17 protein-coding genes are annotated in these 14,870 nt (G+C 42.2%); 2 read left to right on the top strand and 15 right to left on the bottom strand.

Annotated features, from left to right (window positions below; genetic code table 11):
• Window positions 1-6 precede the first annotated feature (6 nt).
• From GZ22_RS02455 to GZ22_RS18815, 8 genes are all read right to left on the bottom strand, one after another.
• Window positions 7-600 (bottom strand): type 1 glutamine amidotransferase family protein, encoded by a 594-nt coding sequence (locus GZ22_RS02455; RefSeq protein WP_038558350.1) that lies wholly within the window; start codon window positions 598-600, stop codon window positions 7-9.
• Window positions 601-626: 26 nt separating this feature from the next.
• Window positions 627-1,055 (bottom strand): GNAT family N-acetyltransferase, encoded by a 429-nt coding sequence (locus GZ22_RS02450; RefSeq protein ID WP_038558348.1) that lies wholly within the window; start codon window positions 1,053-1,055, stop codon window positions 627-629.
• A 12-nt stretch (window positions 1,056-1,067) separates the two neighbouring features.
• On the bottom strand, window positions 1,068-1,535 hold the full coding sequence (locus GZ22_RS02445) for a GNAT family N-acetyltransferase (protein WP_038558346.1): 468 nt from the start codon (window positions 1,533-1,535) through the stop codon (window positions 1,068-1,070).
• 112 nt (window positions 1,536-1,647) lie between these two features.
• On the bottom strand, window positions 1,648-3,084 hold the full coding sequence (locus tag GZ22_RS02440) for a glycoside hydrolase family 1 protein (protein ID WP_038558344.1): 1,437 nt from the start codon (window positions 3,082-3,084) through the stop codon (window positions 1,648-1,650).
• Window positions 3,085-3,169: 85 nt separating this feature from the next.
• Window positions 3,170-4,564, bottom strand: a complete 1,395-nt coding sequence (locus GZ22_RS02435) for a PTS transporter subunit EIIC (protein ID WP_038558342.1) — start codon at window positions 4,562-4,564, stop codon at window positions 3,170-3,172.
• Window positions 4,565-4,615: 51 nt separating this feature from the next.
• Window positions 4,616-5,413, bottom strand: coding sequence for a MurR/RpiR family transcriptional regulator (locus tag GZ22_RS02430; protein ID WP_038558340.1), 798 nt, complete (start codon window positions 5,411-5,413; stop codon window positions 4,616-4,618).
• A 214-nt stretch (window positions 5,414-5,627) separates the two neighbouring features.
• Complete coding sequence (locus GZ22_RS02425) at window positions 5,628-6,338, bottom strand: AAA family ATPase (protein ID WP_038558337.1); 711 nt, start codon at window positions 6,336-6,338, stop codon at window positions 5,628-5,630.
• Between the two features lie 801 nt (window positions 6,339-7,139).
• Window positions 7,140-7,226: a putative holin-like toxin gene (locus GZ22_RS18815; protein WP_255212168.1), complete on the bottom strand. Its 87-nt coding sequence runs from the start codon at window positions 7,224-7,226 to the stop codon at window positions 7,140-7,142.
• Window positions 7,227-7,508: 282 nt separating this feature from the next.
• Between GZ22_RS18815 and GZ22_RS02415 the strand changes: the two genes are divergently transcribed.
• Window positions 7,509-8,204, top strand: a complete 696-nt coding sequence (locus tag GZ22_RS02415; RefSeq protein WP_306452923.1) for a FadR/GntR family transcriptional regulator — start codon at window positions 7,509-7,511, stop codon at window positions 8,202-8,204.
• A 31-nt stretch (window positions 8,205-8,235) separates the two neighbouring features.
• Here the strand turns inward: GZ22_RS02415 and GZ22_RS18405 are convergent, their stop codons facing one another.
• From GZ22_RS18405 to GZ22_RS02385, 7 genes are all read right to left on the bottom strand, one after another.
• Window positions 8,236-8,379 (bottom strand): GapA-binding peptide SR1P, encoded by a 144-nt coding sequence (locus GZ22_RS18405; protein ID WP_123921881.1) that lies wholly within the window; start codon window positions 8,377-8,379, stop codon window positions 8,236-8,238.
• Window positions 8,380-8,418: 39 nt separating this feature from the next.
• Window positions 8,419-9,750, bottom strand: coding sequence for an MFS transporter (locus GZ22_RS02410; protein ID WP_038558329.1), 1,332 nt, complete (start codon window positions 9,748-9,750; stop codon window positions 8,419-8,421).
• Between the two features lie 55 nt (window positions 9,751-9,805).
• On the bottom strand, window positions 9,806-10,564 hold the full coding sequence (locus GZ22_RS02405) for an SDR family NAD(P)-dependent oxidoreductase (protein ID WP_038558327.1): 759 nt from the start codon (window positions 10,562-10,564) through the stop codon (window positions 9,806-9,808).
• 20 nt (window positions 10,565-10,584) lie between these two features.
• A complete protein-coding gene (locus GZ22_RS02400; protein ID WP_038558325.1) occupies window positions 10,585-11,535 on the bottom strand; it encodes a transketolase family protein in 951 nt (316 codons plus the stop codon).
• Window positions 11,532-12,368: a transketolase gene (locus tag GZ22_RS02395; RefSeq protein WP_038558323.1), complete on the bottom strand. Its 837-nt coding sequence runs from the start codon at window positions 12,366-12,368 to the stop codon at window positions 11,532-11,534. The genes GZ22_RS02400 and GZ22_RS02395 overlap by 4 nt, the downstream gene beginning before the upstream one ends.
• 216 nt (window positions 12,369-12,584) lie before the next feature.
• The gene (locus tag GZ22_RS02390) at window positions 12,585-12,875 is read right to left on the bottom strand and encodes a hypothetical protein (protein ID WP_038558322.1); all 291 of its coding nucleotides are present in this window, start codon (window positions 12,873-12,875) and stop codon (window positions 12,585-12,587) included.
• A 30-nt stretch (window positions 12,876-12,905) separates the two neighbouring features.
• Window positions 12,906-13,166, bottom strand: coding sequence for a YesK family protein (locus GZ22_RS02385; RefSeq protein ID WP_038558319.1), 261 nt, complete (start codon window positions 13,164-13,166; stop codon window positions 12,906-12,908).
• Window positions 13,167-13,389: 223 nt separating this feature from the next.
• Between GZ22_RS02385 and GZ22_RS02380 the strand changes: the two genes are divergently transcribed.
• The gene (locus GZ22_RS02380; protein ID WP_038558317.1) at window positions 13,390-14,823 is read left to right on the top strand and encodes a PrpR N-terminal domain-containing protein; all 1,434 of its coding nucleotides are present in this window, start codon (window positions 13,390-13,392) and stop codon (window positions 14,821-14,823) included.
• The last annotated feature ends 47 nt before the right edge of the window (window positions 14,824-14,870 follow it).

The following is a 14,870-nucleotide window of genomic DNA, read 5'->3' as shown; positions in this document are numbered from 1 at the left end:
GAAAATTTAGTTACTTGTTAGATTATCTACCGAACCTGCTTTAAAGAAATGATACCAAGCATCAATTTTCTCGTCTTCTCTGACTTTAAGTAATTTCAATATGTCTCTAGCAAATTCCAAAGGGGCTGTTCCATTAGCTGTAATTAAATTACCGCCTCGGACTGATTGTGCATGGATATAGTCGCTCTCTCCAACATAATTTGGAGCTCCCTCTTTCAGGTTTTCCAGACTGTTAATAGTATGCTTCACGCCATCCAAGAAACCATACCTTCCAAGGAAAACAGTAGCATCACAAATAGCTGCCACAGGAATATTGTTTGAAACACAGTGTGCAACCAGCTCTTTTACTGGAACAGTTTCAGGCTGTCTCCACGTGTTACCGCCAGGCAGGATAAGCATGTAAAAGTCGATAGTTTCGGTATCTGCTAAACTATAATCTGGGAGAACCTTGAATCCTCCGATAGATGAAACTGGCTTTCCGTCTAGTGTTACAGTCTTCACCTGAAACTCTGAATGTGGTGCTTGCAGTTCTGCTGCTACATAGCTCGCTTCCCAATCCGCGTATTGGTCGGTAAGAAAAATAAGGACTGTTTTTTTCATTCATAGATCCTCTTTTCTACTTTTTTTTAAACGTCCCTGCTCATGAACATAATTCTTTCGATCTCCTTGAATCCATTGCGTTTATAGAAATTTTCTGCTGGCAAGCCGCGATCTGTCAGTAAGGAAATCATATCTGCATCTGTTGTTTCAACAAGGTACTCCATAAGGGTCTTACCGATGCCTTTATTCTGTTGGTCAGCTCGCACACACATCTCGTTTATAAAGAATTCATCACCAGACCACCATTTCCTTTTCACACCGAAGAGAAAGCCAATCACTTCTTCATTCTCTACTGCAACAATTCCAGTAAATCCAGGTGTTCGATAAAAATTAATCAAATAAGAAAATGCTGTTTCTGCAGTCCAAGCTTCATTCCATGGAGCTTCATTGAAAACCTTAGCATAAGTATCGCTGCATGCTTTTAATTCATTCTCTGTACACAAACGTATTCCCATATGATCCCCACCTCAAAGTTTCTTTGTCTTCACCATCGATACTGTCTCGTAACCTAGCTGATTATATGCATGCTGCGCACCCGGGTTGTTAGCAAAAACATTTAATGCTATTGTTCCAATACCTTCTTGCTTCGCCACTTCTTCTAAAAGAGTCAGCGCAGCACTGGCATAGCCCATCCTCCGGAATGTTTCGTATATGTAGATATGGAAGATAAAAAACCTGTCCCTTTCTGGCTGAATGTTGTACCAAATGATACCAACATTCTCTTTCTTATCTTCGCAAAATACATTCCCAATAAAATGATCTTTCTTTCTTTTTTCTTCTGTTAATAAACTATGCAGCTGTGTGTCGGCATCCTTGAGAGCCGTCTCTTTTGGAATTCCGAGATTAGCAGATACATTTTCCGCATAGTTTGGAATTTCAAATTCAATATACTGCTGTACTTCTTCTGTATTCATTTCTTTGAATATAACTGACATGTAGCAAGCCTCCCTAATTCCATAATTTCCTTATATTTTACAGGAACCACAGACATAAGTGATACAAATAATTAAAAAAGACCTTCCCCGTAAGGAAGGTCTTCTGTTATTTTCATTTGCCCCAGTCACTGCCATTAGATTTAATTAGTTTTGAATACCAATAGAAGGAATCCTTCCGTATACGCTTCAAATCTAATAGTTCTTCATCCGTTGTGTTGATATAAACCAAACCGTAACGTTTTGCCATACCGTTACCTGTGCTAAGCAGATCTGTGAATGACCACGGATTGTATGAGATGACTTCACAGCCGTCCATGATGGCTAGTCCTACTTGATAGATTTGGTCACGCAGGAATTCGATTCGTTTCGGATCATGAACTTTTCCATCTTCTGATACACTGTCATACGCCCCATAGCCGTTTTCTGTAATCATCATTGGGAGCTGGTAGTGATCCCACACATATCGAAGCATATAACGCATAGCTACAGGATCGATTTCCCAGTCCCAATCTGTCGTCTCCACATAAGGGTTCTCCGTAAGCTGATAAAGCCCCGGTACCTTCGGAAATTCCAGATTACCTTTTACACCGCTTTTATTCAGTTTATATTCGCGAGGCTCTTCATCGATTCCACAAGCCTTAGCTGTATTAGAACGGTAGCAGTTCAAGGCAAAGAAATCGATTTTAGCTTCCTTGATTAGTTCCATATCGCCTTCTTGAATCTCTGGATCAATATCATTTTCTTTCCAGTAGCTCTTAATGAAACCATTGTACTCACGGTGAGCATAAAAATCGTTCCACACTTTTTCAGTCAGTTCTTCTGCATTCATAGCAGCAATCTGATCATCAGGATGTGCAGATGCCGGATAGATTGGAACATAACCTGGAACAGGACCGATTTTACCGTCTTCAACCAGTTCATGACAAGCAATGACTGCTTTGGCGTGGCACATATTCATTATATGGTTGACCTTCCACTTATCCTTGAACCATGTTTCTGGATACTTCGCAACACCAAGCCAATCACCATAACAAATCTGCATATTTTGTTCATTCAAGGAATGCCAGTATTTCACCCTATCCCCGAATTCAGTGAAGCAGGTTCGAACATATCGGTCAAATGCATCAATAATTCCTCTGTCATACCAGCCATTATATTTTTCATCGACCCATACTGGCATATCGTAATGGTAAAGAGTAACAATCGGCTCGATATTATGTTTGATTAATTCATTGATTAAATTGTTATAGAAGTCGATCCCTTTTTGGTTTGGTTCAGTGGAATCGCTAGGATAAATACGAGGCCAAGCAATCGAGAAACGATAGGATGAAAAGCCGCACTCAGCCATCAGTTTGACATCCTCTTCGTAGTGATGATAATGATCAGCCGCAATAGAGTTATCTGTATAAGGTTTTTTCTTTTGACTGTTCAAATCGATAATGGCAGTTGTTCTGCCATCTTCATTTACTGCTCCCTCTACCTGCCAAGCAGCACTGGAAGCTCCCCACAAAAAATCTTTCGGAAAAACTGGATCTTGTTTGTAGAACATATTCCCATCCCTCTCCAATCTTTATTTGTGTTCCTATATCTACTGTAAACTCTCTTATTTTTTCATGTGGTGCAGGTTTTGGAACCTAGCTTTTGAACTTGCCTGATTTGCTTGCGATTATCGTTCCTGCAAAGGATACTATTGCAGCCAAAACGATAGTCACAAGAGAATACCAGAAGTTTGCACTCAAGCCCGATCCATCGGTTGGGATGAATGTGGGAATTGCTGCAATACCCGGTGACACAACAGCATACTGTTTCAAGAAGACGATACCCGCAAATATGCCGCCAACCAGTCCGCCTGTAATAGCTCCTATTAATGCAGCTCGGAACCGGATCAATACACCAAAGATGGCAGGCTCTGTAATTCCCATTACACCGGTAATACCTGCTGATAGACTCATTGCCTTGGTGTCTTTATCTTTCTTTAGCAAAGTCATTGCAAGTGCGGCTGAGCCAATAGCAACATTCGCTGCAAGCATGCCACTCATCACAAAGGCGTCATAGCCATTGTCTGCCATAGATGCAAATACTAGTGGGAACAACGCTTGGTTTGTGCCCGTCATTACTAACAGTGGTGTCAATGCGCCGATTAACCCAACTGACAACCATCCAAGTTCTTCGTTAACGAAATTCAAACCAGAAGCAATATACGTACCGATGAAGTTACCCAGTGGACCTAAAACAATTAACGTTATAGGAGTTACAATCATGATGGTAAGCAAAGGCTGAGCAAAAAACTTAATCTCTTTCGGAATAACCTTATTCCAGCCTTTGTCGACTACCGACATGAACAATACACCCAAAATGATTGGAATAACTGATGTACTATAGGTTACTTGTGGAATAGTAATACCTAAAAAATTGAGACCTTCCGCATTATTGATACTGGAATGCACTAAGATTGCCCCAAGATACATCCCCATCAAAGGATTAATAGATAATTTCCTAGCCGCACTATAACCGATAAAAATTGGCAGGAAGAAAAAACCTGCATTATTTATTGCTGTTAATACCGTATACGTCCCGCTTGTATCTGATAGACCGAAGAAAGTGACAGCTATATTCAGTACAGCAGCAACAAGCCCTGCAGCGACTAGTACAGGAAGCACCGGCACGAATGTCCCGCTTATAAAATCGACAATCACTGCAAATGGATTCTTTTTGTTCTTCTTTTGTTCCTCGCCCTCAACAAGCTCAACTGCTGCAGCTTGCTTGGCTTGGGTCTCACTGAATTCCCCAACCTGCAAAACGCTGCTGTAGACATTAGCTACATCAGTTCCAATAATGACCTGCAGTTCGTTACCCCGATTGACAACGCCCATGACACCTTTTAGTTGCTTTAACTCTTCTTGCTTCACACGCTCGATATCCGAAACTGTCAATCGTAACCTTGTTGCACAATGATTGACGACTTTAATATTATTAGTGCCACCAGCACCTTCGATAATCTTTTTGGAGAGCTCGTTATATTTGCTCATCTCATCCACATCCTCAAATTTAATGGTTGGTAATCTGAGTAATGCCGTAGTTCATTTATTCTGTTTGACATATTCGCTATAAAGCAGATCCAGCATAAAATGGATTCCATACTTGCTATAGATAGGGAAATTCAGTTCCTCGCCCCTCTTTGCAGATAGGTAATAGACCTTGTCATAGAACGATTCGATCTGTGGATTCTCCATCCCAGTAATCAAAACTTTCGATGCCTTCAGCCCTTTTGTAAACGAGCAAGCTTGACCTGCGAATACACCTGAAGTGGAGAGTGTAATTAACAGATCCTTTTCATCCAAATTCCTGATTAATTCATTTTCAGTGTAATGCTCGGAAATCAAGTAGATGATTCGCTTATGGGTAATCAGTTTCTCTTGAAAATCCTTGATTAAGCCACCGTAAGCACCTGGTGTCATAAAGATGACATTTCGGCTCTTCTGAAATCGCTCCAGTAGATCTTGTAAGGCAGATTCATTTAGTGCAATCGACATATCCTGAATCATCTTATTGATCTCAAAGGAAAGCAGTTGCTGATAATTTGGTTGTTTATAATACTCGATGTTTTTGTAATACACTTCGTCATAGCGAAAGAATTCTGCTTTCAAATCAATGAAATTCTCATATCCTATCGCTTTACAGAACCTCCTCACACTAGATCGTGAAACAAAGCAATCTGTTGAAACATCAAAAATATTTAAATGCTGCAGTTCACTGTAATTTTCCAGGAAATAATGTGCCAATACATAGTTCGTATCGCGGACATTCCCCTCATTGATAATAGAGAACAAACTGTGAAGTAAGCTGGAGTGCAAAGGACTAGATTGATCGGCCGTCATTGTCATAGTCTCCTTTTCAACTAGGAATAAGCATTAATGAAAGCGGTTTCTATTCCTAGTATTATTGTAGAACGCCCGGAAGTTATTTGTGGTGCAAAATTTGAACCCAAGGCCGGACATAAATTTGTATTATGGTGAAAATATCATACGTCCACTCTCTAATTACGACAAGCAAAAAAGGCACATCCTCTGATTATCAAGGATGCGCCTTCATTTATTGGAAAAGATGCTTCAAATAACCCTCCCTGTTCTCTAAAAAACCTCTCGTAATCTGATAATGCTCTGTCTCTTCATAGTCTATTGATCTGATTCCATCCTCGCTGAAATGAAAAATCTCAGCTTCTGGATAACCGAGCAAAATTGGTGAATGGGTCGCAATAATAAATTGCACCTCCCCTGATTTCTCCAAGTCATGGATGATGCGGAGAAACGTAAGCTGACGTTGCGGCGATAGTGCTGCCTCCGGCTCATCGAGTAAGTATATGGCCTTGCCTCCAAAGCGATTCTGAAACAAAGAAAGAAAAGCTTCTCCATGAGACTGATGATGTAGTGATCTTCCTCCGTATGCTTGGATTGAACCGATGTCATCTATGTGCGAAGCAAAATGGTAGAAAGATTCTGCCCGCAGGAAGAAGCCATTCGTCACTTTAGGCAGCCAGGATAGCCGAATATGATCAGAAAGTGCAGCTTCAGATGCTTCCAGGTCATAGGTATTATTCCGTCCTCCGCCGGCTGTATTAAATCCGCAAATGTCTGCGATTGCTTCCATTAATGTCGATTTGCCGCTTCCGTTCTCACCGACGAAAAAGGTTACTGGATTTGTAAGTTCCAGCTCATCCAGCTGATTGATTGCTGGGATTGAATAAGGGTATTTATGAGGGAGATTATTTCCTTCCCGCAGTAGCTTTACTCTTTTTAGAAACAAATGCTCAGCCCTTTCGTTTACTACATGTCAGTTTGTATCGCATTTCTTAACCGGTAAAAACAAACATAATGGAAGATTAGATCTCCGGTAAAAATGATTATATAAGCAAGAAGCACATGCAGAATATCACTTATACGTATCCATCCTATTACTTGCGCCAATGCAACAAAAGCAATTAAGCCACTTCCTGTTATCCAAGCTGCCTTAATTTGTTTCCTATGATAAACCATTTCCTGGGCACTGCTCATCCGCCTATTTCTTCTCCGAAATACTTCGATAATCCGTACAATAACTATGATTCCCACTACAAGCGGGACGTAAGTAAATGCATTCAAACATAATCACCTTCCTATAAAAACCTCATCATTTATGTACGTTATATAAAAATGCTTCCATCTATTAGTATTCCATTTAAATAATCAACCACCTGCCTGAATCTCCAAGTGAATGGTCTTGAGGTTCAAATCAATAACATGATGTTAGATGTACATGCTGAGGATACATATGATTTACGGTATGACTTTTATATAAGATTGTCTTTTGTCACATAAAAAGCTGGATCACACCTGATACTGGTTTAGACAAAACACATTAAGGTAATGGAAATGTAATCATCTTTTACTCCAATAGTCACATGACAATCCCTTCCAATTGCGCTACTATAATATTTGTGTACAGAAAAAGACCGTTCGGTGCTGCCAACACCAATCGGTCTGTCCAGTAATAGCATGATTCCCTAGGGGATCTGCGCGAAAAAGAGGTAACGTAACCACCCTTCTCGAGCTGCCAACTCAAGGGTGGTTATTTTTTCTCGTTCTTTTCCGACAAGATCGCAACAATCAACGTTCCAAATCCGATCATCAACGTCAACGCCTCAGCCACCGTCATCCGCTACACCACCCTCCGTTAAAGGAAAGAGTAATGCGCAAACCACCCTTGAGTCACCTATGCTATTGTCCTACTATTATATCAAAGGTCAAGGGCCGAACATACGTTACTATAGTCCATTTTTTTCCAAAATGGTGTAGGACTTAAATAACTTTTCTCAATTTAGCTTAAAAAGAGACAAGTAAATCATACTTCTGCATGGTCTCTCTGAATCCTCTTTTGCCGTAATAACCGCAAAGCATTATACTTTAAGAAGGAACTCCTATAATGAGGTGGGTCATCATGAACTTTAATCCAGTAACAAATAAAAGACTATACATACAGATATACGAACAAATCGTTGAGCAGATGAAGTCTGGTGCTTTCAAAGTCGGTGATAAGCTGCCATCAGAACGGGAGCTATGTGAACAGTTCGGTGTAAGCAGAGCCCCGGTGCGCCAAGCGATGAGCGCATTAGAAATGAACGGATTCACTTATTCCAGACAAGGAGAGGGTGTTTTCATTAAGTCCTTGCCAGCTGATGAGATCTATTCCCCCGCTTTCTTATCAAATGTGTCCCCAGAAGATATTGTGGAAGCTCGGATGAACATTGAACCGCTCATAGTACGTTTCGCAGCGATGCGCGCTACAGAGGAAGATTTGAAAGAGTTGAATGAAACAATCAAGCAAATGGAGAAGGAAACAAATGAAGGTGTATATGTTCCGGAAACGGATGAAAAATTGCATAATGGCATAGCAAAAGCATCCCATAATGATCTGTACATCCAGTTCATGGCTACCATCAGCAGCGCCATGAAGCAGCAGCAAATGTGGACTTTCATCCGCGATCGTACAGTAACAAGACCTGATTTTCGCGGCGTAAATTTCCATGAACACAAGAATTTGATTGAAGCAATCGAGGATCATGACGAGGAAAAAGCAGAAGCACTGATGAAGCTACACATGGATAACCTGTACGAACGGTATTGGAAAGTATAAAAGGAGTCAGCAACTGCTGACTCCTTTCTTTTTATTCCGCTACTGCATTATCATCTCGGCATTCCAGACATACGCCGTACAACACACGTCCGCCTTCCGGGCTGTCTGCCACATCAATCACATCTTCGCAATCTTGACAAATAATCGTTTGCTTCGAATTCAATTTCTCTTCCATTTTTCTTCGCCTCCGATTGATTTTTTCGTCATGCTTTTATCAGCTTGATTTACCGAGTTTCTTTTCAGCAATCCGAGAGACTGCTTTTCCGGACTGCTTCACTAGGAATATTATGATAAGCGAGCTTAGAATCATGCTTATACCAAGGAAAATCATACTCATTGTGAAAGAACCTGTTGTATCCCGGATATAACCGACGGCATACGGTCCGAAAAATCCACCTAGATTCCCGATACTGTTGATCAATGCAATCGCTCCAGCAGCCGCCGACTCAGTAAGGAAGGATGGCGGTATAGCCCAGAACGGAGAGTATGCTCCAAAAGCCCCGCACAGAGCAATTGTCAGCAGCACGAACGATAGAATAATATTCGACTCAGCTACATAGCTGCTCGCTATCATAGCGATTGCACTTGTTGTTAAACAAGCAGCCACGTGCCAGCGTCTTTCGTTCTTTTTATCTGAGTGGTTACCGACAAGGATCATTGCCACCATGGCGATAGCATACATCAGTCCAAGCAGCCAGCCCAGGCCTTGTGTGCTGATCGACAAGGATTCAGACATGGACTGCGACAAGGTCGGTAGGAACATATTGATACCATAGTAGCCGAACATCCAGCAGAAGTAGCCCGCAGATAAAATCAAGACATCGCGATCTTTCAGAGCCTGCGCAAACGTATAATGCTTTACTTGCTGCTTCGCTTCCTTTTCTTTTTGCGTCACATCCAGCAGCCACTTCTTCTCTTCTGGCTTCAGCCATTTCACATCTTCCAGACGATCATCCAAATAGAAGAAGCAGATGATTCCCAGAATAAGCGCTGGAACCGCTTCCAAAATAAACAACCACTGCCACCCTGCAAGGTTTAACCAATTAATCTGCATCAAGAATGTAGATAATGGTGCTCCCACTGCATTGGCTCCCGGTATGGCTAGCATAAAGGCAGCAATTGCCTTTGCGTGATGCTTCGATTGGAAGAAGCCACTCAAGTAATACACCATACATGGATAGAAGCTTGCTTCAGCTACCCCTAATAGGAATCGAGCCGTATAGAACTGCCATGGTTCTGTTACAAATGCCATTAGGATCGCGATAATTGCCCACGAGATCATGATTCGGCTGATCCAGCGCCGCGCTCCAATTCTGGTCATGATTGCACTTCCCGGTACCTCCAGCAGGAAGTAGCCTAAGAAGAATATACCTGCTCCAAGACCGTAGACTGCATTCGAGAAACCAAGATCTTCATTCATCTGTAAAGCTGCAAAACTGATATTCACACGATCCAGGATCGAGATAAAGAAACAGAGAAACAGAAACGGTATCAGACGTAATGTAACTTTCCGGGTAGTGGATTTCTCAAGCATGTGCTGCTCCAAGATTATTCCTCCAATCATTTCAGATGCAGGACGGGGCTAGTGGCCCGCCCGTTCTTTAGTCCATATGCGAGCCACCATTGATATCAATTTCTTCCCCAGTAATATAGGAGGATTCTTCGGATGCAAGGAATGCAACTGCAGAAGCGATTTCCTTCGTCTCCCCTGGTCTGCCCAGTGGAATTCCAGAGATGACTTGCAACGCATCTTCCTGCGGCAGTGACTTCCAAATATCCGTATTCACTAATCCCGGAGCAACGCAGTTAACCGTGATGCCATCCAGTCCCACTTCCCGTGCAAGATTCTTGGAGAATCCCAGTACAGCTGCTTTGGATGCGGAGTAATGCGCCCCACCGAAAACACCACCGCCGCGCTTTGCGGAAACAGAAGACAAACTGACGATGCGGCCGAATTTCTGCTTGCGCATTGGCGCTAATACTGCTTGCGTACAGAGGAACAGCCCGAACATATTGACGTTGAAGACCTTTGTGATGTCTGTGAGTGTCATTTCTTCTACTGTCACTTTTTGCGAGATACCGGCGTTGTTAACGAGAATATCGATTCGTCCGAATGCATCCAGCGTTTTTTCTACCATTGCGTCAACAGATGCTTTATCTGTTACGTTGACTTCCACTCCTAGAGCTGTCCCACCGCCTTCCGTTATGACAGCTACCGTCTCTTCGATACCTTCCTTATTCATATCAGCAATGACTACTTTTGCACCCTGCTCGGCTAGCGTCAGTGCAATAGTCCGGCCGATTCCTTTTGCAGATCCACTACCTGTAACGATTGCGACTCGCTCATCCAATTTGAACATGTTCCCCGACCCCTATGCTATTAATTTGTTAGTAATTTATTTGCTTTTGCGATAATGTTTTCTACGGTAATACCGTTGATTTCAAGCAGCTTCTCATAAGGTGCTGATTCACCGAATCTATCCTGTACACCGATACGAGCCAGCTGTCCCTTCCCTGCTTCCGCTATGACTTCAGCCACAGCACTGCCAAGACCGTTCAAGATATTGTGATCTTCGACGGTAATGATTCTTCCGATATCCAGGCAATCTTTTACTGCATCTACATCGAGCGGTTTGATTGTATGCATATCCAACAGCTTAACGGAAACGCCATTTTGCTCCAGCTGTTCAGCAGCTTCAATTGCTAAACGAACCGTATCACCATTTGCGATGATGGCAATATCCGCTCCGTCACGAAGCTGTTTTGCTTTACCAATTTCAAACGTCTCATTTTCGTCATAAATCATTGGTACGGCATCACGCGTGAAGCGCAGGTAAACCGGCCCGTACATGGCAGCTGCTTCAGCAATCAATTTTCGAGTAGAATGATAATCCGCACCCATAATGACAGTCATATTCGGGAATGATCGCATGACGCCCATATCCTCAATCGCCTGATGACTTCCTCCGTCATTCCCTGGCGTCAGACCGCCATGTGAGCAAGCGATTTTCACATTCAAATTCGGGTAGCAGACTTCCTGACGAATTTGCTCTGCCATGCGAAGTGATCCGAACACGGCGTACGTACTGATGAATGGGATCTTTCCTGTTGTCGCAAGCCCCGCCGCGATACCAGCACCGTTCTGCTCTGCAATTCCTACATTGATATGCTGCATCGGGAATTTTTCAATAAACTTATCTGTTTTACAAGATTTCCCGATATCAATATCCACGACGTAAATATCTTTATTAGACTCACCTAAACGGACAATCTCGTCTCCAAATGCAGCTCTTGTCGCTTTTTTCTCGACGGCTTTTTTTGTCACACTCATACCGGCAAGCCTCCTTCTAGTTCCTTGATTGCCAACTCGAATTCCTCTTTGTTCGGCGCTGTACCATGCCATGCAGCTTGGTCCTCCATGTAAGAGACTCCTTTTCCTTTAACGGTATCGCAGACAATGCACTTCGGCTTTCCGTTCTTCTGCTTCGCAAAGGTATCCAACGTCTCGACGATTTGCTCCATGTTGTGCCCATCAATGCGCGTAGTATCAAAACCAAATGCATCGAATTTCTTTTCCAGATCGAGCAGCGGCATAACATCCTCACAGAACCCATCTATCTGCAGCCTGTTGTTATCCACGAATACGATCAAGTTATCCAGCTTATATTTGACCGCTGCTTGGATTGCTTCCCAAATCTGTCCTTCCTGACACTCCCCATCGCCTACCATTGCAAATACGCGGTAGTCTTTTTCATCACGCTGTCCTGCAATTGCCATTCCGACAGCACAGGATAGACCTTGGCCTAATGATCCTGTTGATATATCAATTCCAGGACATTTTTTCATATCGGGATGTCCTTGGAAAGGTGATCCATACTGCCTTAAAGTGTATACGCTTTCATTTGAAACAAAGCCTCGTAAAGCTAAAGCTGCATATTGTATTGGGGCTACATGACCTTTTGATAAAACGAATCGATCTCGATCTTCCCATTTCGGATTGGCCGGATCTACATTCATTTCTTTGAAATATAAAGCCGATATAACATCCGCAGCCGACAAGGAACCTCCAGGGTGCCCAGACTGTGCTTCATACACCATCGTGACTGCTGTCTTGCGTAATTCAATCGCATGCTGTTTCAACTGTTCAACACTCGTTTGCTGCATATGCTACACTCCTGTTCCTAAGTGATCCTCTTGTAAACTCATATACTTGTATACTTGTATTACAAGTGGTGTTGAAAACATCATAACTCCATATTCCAGCAATGTCCAGTACAAATGTTAATTTGTTTCATTTGCCTATTTTTTATATGTTTATAGCAAACAAAGAAGGGCCTCTCTTCAGAGAGGCCCTTCAACGTAAGGATTTATCTATTACTGTTATTGATAAATTTCGGTGGAAGTTATCCATTTCATGAATTGCTGGTATGGATAATATGTTGTTCCATTCAATTCAATCTTAGGTGCATTTGGGTGCTGCTTCAGCAAATCTGCAACCTCATCTTTACTAAGATTCAAATATGTATGCAAATCCTTTTCCTTAATTAGTGTAGGACATTCGTCTTCAAACTGAAACGAAGCTTCAGGATTTTTAAAGTTCTTCAGTCCATTCCCTATGAAGTATCCAAATGCCGCTATTCCTAACCCAATCCAGAAAAAATCTATTTCCATGTAGTACACTCCTTTTTCCTCTACAAATTTTTATTCGCTCTTTAGAAAACCATAGAAACTAACAACAATTAACGCAGCTGCAGAAGAAATTAACAAGCAGATGCTAATAACTGTCATTCCCATTCCACTAAAACCGCCAATTGTGAAGCTAGCTATTAGCAAAATAATGCTTACTGCTGTAAAAGCAGATGGAATGATGTACATAACCGGCGGCTTCTTATTTCTAAAGAATAAAGAAATACCAATAATAAGTGCTGCGAAAATAATGTTCATAAACCAAAATTCCATCATGACTCCTCCTTTACTGGTCTTGCTAACCCTTCATTCTTTTAAGAAGTCTCGAAAATGATGTATAAGCTGTACTACGAATTGAGTTACCAAAAGTTCCTAATTTTCTCCCACCTATAAAATTTCTTGTTAATTAACATGACAGAAGCTTTGTAACATATCCCCCGACATGCTATATTTCTTAGAAATTACAGACGGCTATTATTAAGGTGAAGGGGTGTATGCAGTGCCATCAAAAGTCCTGATTCTCAGTCATCCGAAGCTGACGAATGTTGTGCAGCAGGTTATGGATAGTACGGAGCAGCTTCCTGATGTGACGATTCGTGATGTCCATTTTGGGCATGTTGTTGATTACTTGAACGACAATTTGCATACAATTCAGCCGCAGATGATCATTACTGGCGGGGCGCATTGGACGATGTTGGATAAAAGCGCCTATCAATCAGCACTTCCTATACTCCCGATTCCGATTACGCGTTATGATTTGCTACAGGCTGCATTGCAGGCCAGACAATTTGGTCCCCGCATTGCCGTTATTCATTATGGGGAGGATTTGCAAAGTTATCAGGATGTGGTGCAGCATTTAGATGGGGAGTATTTATTCTTTGCTTACAGCTCCAAGAATGATGCCACCGCACTGCTTGCATCACTCAAACAAGCTGGCATAGATGCTATTATTGGCAGTGGCTTTATTTGTACCCTCGCCGATCAGTTCGAGATACCGTCTGTTTTCCTTCATTCGAAAGATTCTATTATGAAAATCTTAGAGCATGTTGCACGCTTGGAAACCTCGCGAACGGAGATTGAGCAGGTTACTAGAAAATGGGCGCAGGAATTCATGCGGCATCCGCTCGATACGTATGAACCAGCTTCCTATCCAGCACAGCAATGGATACGCCAACCTTTCCAACAACAAAAAAGAGTCAAAAGACAGCATGCGCTTGATGATTTCCTATATCCATTGGAAGTACCTGCTTGTTGTAATGAATATCCTTATCTGTCCGTTGGTGTAGTGGAAAGTAAAGAAGGAATCGGACATTTAACCACTTCCCTGAACCAGCTGGAATCTGCTAGTGAGGTAGATTTTGTTTACTCTGTCCGAGAGGATCGCGGTCATGTTCTGTTCTTTTCCAAGGAATCGGGCAAGATAGAAGAACGATTAAAATCTACTACAACTATTCCTGATCTTATTGCTGGTATCAGTTCCGAGACGTCCAAAACAAATAATCTAGCTGATAAAATACGTGAAGCTCAGATCGCATTGGAGCTTGCCAAGCAATCCAATTCAAATAATATCTGTCTTCTAGACCAAAACAGTCCTTATCACATGCTGCTGCCACTTGTACGCAGTGAAGCCATGCCAGAGATCAAACTGCTTCTCCCTCTTTTCGGACATCGTAATACAGCTAAGCTGCTGGAAGTGCTTCGATTGCTATTGGATCACGGCTTATCTGTTACTACGGTTGCGAATCATTTAGGCGTTTCCAGACAAACGGTCTACGGTCACCTGGAACGAATAGAAGCTTTGATTGGCTTACTGACTGATCCTGAAAAACGCTTTGCTCTTTCGCTTGAGCTGCGTGTTCAGGAGCTGAAGACAGCTGTGGAGAAATTGGATACTGCGCAGACGAACGCAAAGATCTTCCCTATAAGTATGTAAGCAAATCAAAAACACATCTCCCCAAAAAGAGATGTGTTTTTCATATC

This window comes from Terribacillus saccharophilus, assembly GCF_000725365.1.
Classification (GTDB): Bacteria; Bacillota; Bacilli; order Bacillales; family Amphibacillaceae; genus Terribacillus; species Terribacillus saccharophilus.
The sequence above is the reverse complement of the archived record's forward strand: the minus strand, read 5'-3'. Positions and strand labels throughout refer to the sequence as shown.

Coding starts and splice junctions, on each gene's coding strand:
- GZ22_RS02455 (WP_038558350.1), bottom strand. CDS start 600: ATGAAAAAAACAGTCCTTATTTTTCTTACCGACCAATACGCGGATTGG.
- GZ22_RS02450 (WP_038558348.1), bottom strand. CDS start 1,055: ATGGGAATACGTTTGTGTACAGAGAATGAATTAAAAGCATGCAGCGAT.
- GZ22_RS02445 (WP_038558346.1), bottom strand. CDS start 1,535: ATGTCAGTTATATTCAAAGAAATGAATACAGAAGAAGTACAGCAGTAT.
- GZ22_RS02440 (WP_038558344.1), bottom strand. CDS start 3,084: ATGTTCTACAAACAAGATCCAGTTTTTCCGAAAGATTTTTTGTGGGGA.
- GZ22_RS02435 (WP_038558342.1), bottom strand. CDS start 4,564: ATGAGCAAATATAACGAGCTCTCCAAAAAGATTATCGAAGGTGCTGGT.
- GZ22_RS02430 (WP_038558340.1), bottom strand. CDS start 5,413: ATGACGGCCGATCAATCTAGTCCTTTGCACTCCAGCTTACTTCACAGT.
- GZ22_RS18815 (WP_255212168.1), bottom strand. CDS start 7,226: ATGACGGTGGCTGAGGCGTTGACGTTGATGATCGGATTTGGAACGTTG.
- GZ22_RS02415 (WP_306452923.1), top strand. CDS start 7,509: ATGAACTTTAATCCAGTAACAAATAAAAGACTATACATACAGATATAC.
- GZ22_RS18405 (WP_123921881.1), bottom strand. CDS start 8,379: ATGGAAGAGAAATTGAATTCGAAGCAAACGATTATTTGTCAAGATTGC.
- GZ22_RS02405 (WP_038558327.1), bottom strand. CDS start 10,564: ATGTTCAAATTGGATGAGCGAGTCGCAATCGTTACAGGTAGTGGATCT.
- GZ22_RS02400 (WP_038558325.1), bottom strand. CDS start 11,535: ATGAGTGTGACAAAAAAAGCCGTCGAGAAAAAAGCGACAAGAGCTGCA.
- GZ22_RS02395 (WP_038558323.1), bottom strand. CDS start 12,368: ATGCAGCAAACGAGTGTTGAACAGTTGAAACAGCATGCGATTGAATTA.
- GZ22_RS02390 (WP_038558322.1), bottom strand. CDS start 12,875: ATGGAAATAGATTTTTTCTGGATTGGGTTAGGAATAGCGGCATTTGGA.
- GZ22_RS02385 (WP_038558319.1), bottom strand. CDS start 13,166: ATGATGGAATTTTGGTTTATGAACATTATTTTCGCAGCACTTATTATT.